Below are 2224 nucleotides of genomic sequence, written 5' to 3' on the forward strand. Positions count from 1 at the left end.
GCTTTGCGCTACTTGAGCCCGTCATTGCATGGACGGCGCCGCGTCGTCACCGGCGTCGGCGGCGTCGATGCGGAGCAGGGCGGTCAGGGCCTCGGCGCGGGGCAGCAGGCCCATGGCCTCCAGAAGGGCCTGTTTCTCGGCCGGTTCGAACGGCAGGGCCATCGACAGGCTGTTGATCAAGGCCTCCATCGGCGCGCTCTCGGCCGTATCCCAGTCGATGTCCAGCAGCCGGTGGGTCATGTAGGCGCGCAGGGCGTCAAGGAAGGCGTGGCGGTCGAAGTCCGGCTCTTCCGGCGGGGGCGCCAGATCGTCCTCATAGGCGTCGAAGGCCGCGCGGACCTGGCGATAGGGCGCCTTGGACGGCAGTTCGGCGGCGATGCGGAACCGCGACACCCCGGTCAGGGTGATCAGATACCGACCGTCCGAGGTTTCCGCAAAACCGGTGATCCGCCCGGCGCAGCCGACCGGCGACAGGCCGGGCAGGGCCGGAGTCCCGCCCTTGGGCTGGACCAGGCCGATGATCCGGTCCCCGGCCATGGCGTCGTCCACCATGTTGAGATAGCGCGGCTCGAAGATGTTCAACGGCAGCTGGCCGCGCGGCAGCAGTATGGCCCCCTCCAGCGGGAACACCGGGATCACCTGCGGCAGATCGAGGGCTCGAACATAGCCTTGAGGCATCATGTCTCCTTGGCCTATCGCCCTGCGGGCTGCTTGAGGCCGGTGTTGCTTGGCCTATCGCCCTTCGGGCTATTTTGAGGCCGGTGTTTTGGCGCCTACGAGAAAAGGATGGAGGACAGGCGGCGACGCCCGTCCTTGGCGACGTCGGAACTGACGCCGGCCGCGTCGAAGATGACCAGCAGCTGCTTGCGGGCCGCCTGGTCGTTCCACTCGCGATCGGCCTGGATGATGTGCAGCAGATTATCGACCGCGCCCTTGAAGTCGCCGGCCGCGCTCTGGGCCTCGGCCAGGTCGAACCGGGCCTGATGGTCGTCGGGGGCGGCCGCGACCTTGGCCTCAAGCTCGGCGGAAGCCCCTGTCGGCGCCTTGGCCGCCAGGGCCAGTTGCGCGCGCACGCTCTGGACCGCCGGCTCCTTGGAGTCCTGGGGGGCCATGGCGATGGTCTGGGCCGCCTGTTCGGGATCGCCGCTCGCCAGATAGACCCGCGCCATGCCGGCGATGGCCTTCTCGTTCTCGGGCTCGATCGACAGGACATGGGCGAAGGCCTGGGCCGCGCCGCCGAAGTCGTTCAGGCCCAGCGACTCCTCGCCCAGCTCCAGCAGTTGCGCCGTCTCGGTCGAGCCGCCGGCGCCGCCGGTCAGCTTGTCGATGAAGGCCTTGATCTGGCTGTCGGGGATCGCGCCCTGGAAGCCGTCCACCGGCTGGCCGTTGACGAAGGCGTAGACGGTGGGGATCGACTGCACCCGCAGCTGGCCCGCATAGGCCGGGTTGGCGTCCACATCGATCTTGACCATCTTCACCGCCCCCTTGGCGGCGCGCACGCCCTTCTCCAGCGCCGGACCCAGGGTCCGGCACGGCCCGCACCAGGTGGCCCAGAAATCGACGATGACCGGCTGATGCTTCGACGCCTCGATGACGTCGGTCATGAAGGAGGCGTCCGTGCCCTCCTTGATCAGGTCGCCCGAGAGATTGGGGTCCAGGGTGGGGTCAGCGAAGGTCATGTCGGGGGTCCGGGCTGGGTCGAAGGATCGTAACGGCTCAGATGGCGACGGGATGCGCCGGCATCAAGCGGCGAATTGACCCGCTGTGACCCGGGGCGGCGCCCGCCGCGCGGAATTCAGACTCGGCCTGCGGAAAAACACAGTCTGAATCGTCTGAATCGTCTGAAATCCCCCGCCTCACGCCCGGCCTCGCCGCGCCGCGCCGCTGCATCCAGATGGGGCGCCGGGCGCACGGTTCAAGCGGCCAAAGCCGTCATCGCCCGCTTCGGCCGGGCGGTCCTAGTGCTGGTTTTCCGGCAGGCGCACGACCAGGCCGTCCAGGGCGTCGGAAACGCGGATCTGGCACGACAGCCGGCTGTTGGGCTCGACGTTCTCGGCGAAGTCCAGCATCGACTCCTCCATGGCCGAGGGTTTGCCCGTCGCCTCGCGCCAGGCCTCGTCGACATAGACATGGCAGGTGGCGCAGGCGCAGGCCCCGCCGCAATCCGCATCGATCCCCGGCACATTGTTCCGGATCGCGCCCTCCATGACGCTGAGCCCCGGTT

Annotated in this window: 3 protein-coding genes; all 3 read right to left on the reverse strand. The window is 68.7% G+C overall.

Annotated elements, in window-relative coordinates:
• Positions 1-21 precede the first annotated feature (21 nt).
• Positions 22-681 carry an LON peptidase substrate-binding domain-containing protein gene (locus Q0C81_RS17845; RefSeq protein ID WP_008260289.1) on the reverse strand — a complete coding sequence of 220 codons (660 nt, stop codon included), beginning with the start codon at positions 679-681 and terminating at the stop codon, positions 22-24.
• Between the two features lie 92 nt (positions 682-773).
• Entirely contained in the window at positions 774-1679 is a 906-nt protein-coding gene (locus Q0C81_RS17850) for a co-chaperone YbbN (protein ID WP_035309881.1), read from the reverse strand.
• 279 nt (positions 1680-1958) lie between these two features.
• Positions 1959-2224: 2Fe-2S iron-sulfur cluster-binding protein (locus Q0C81_RS17855; protein ID WP_291841124.1), on the reverse strand; the 266-nt coding region annotated here is incomplete at its 5' end.

Origin of the sequence: Brevundimonas sp., from assembly GCF_023259385.1 — a bacterium.
Classification (GTDB): domain Bacteria; phylum Pseudomonadota; class Alphaproteobacteria; order Caulobacterales; family Caulobacteraceae; genus Brevundimonas.

Bases quoted from the DNA above. Each gene is read 5' to 3' on its own strand.
- Q0C81_RS17850 (WP_035309881.1), bottom strand. From the start codon at position 1,679: ATGACCTTCGCTGACCCCACCCTGGACCCCAATCTCTCGGGCGACCTG.
- Q0C81_RS17845 (WP_008260289.1), bottom strand. From the start codon at position 681: ATGATGCCTCAAGGCTATGTTCGAGCCCTCGATCTGCCGCAGGTGATC.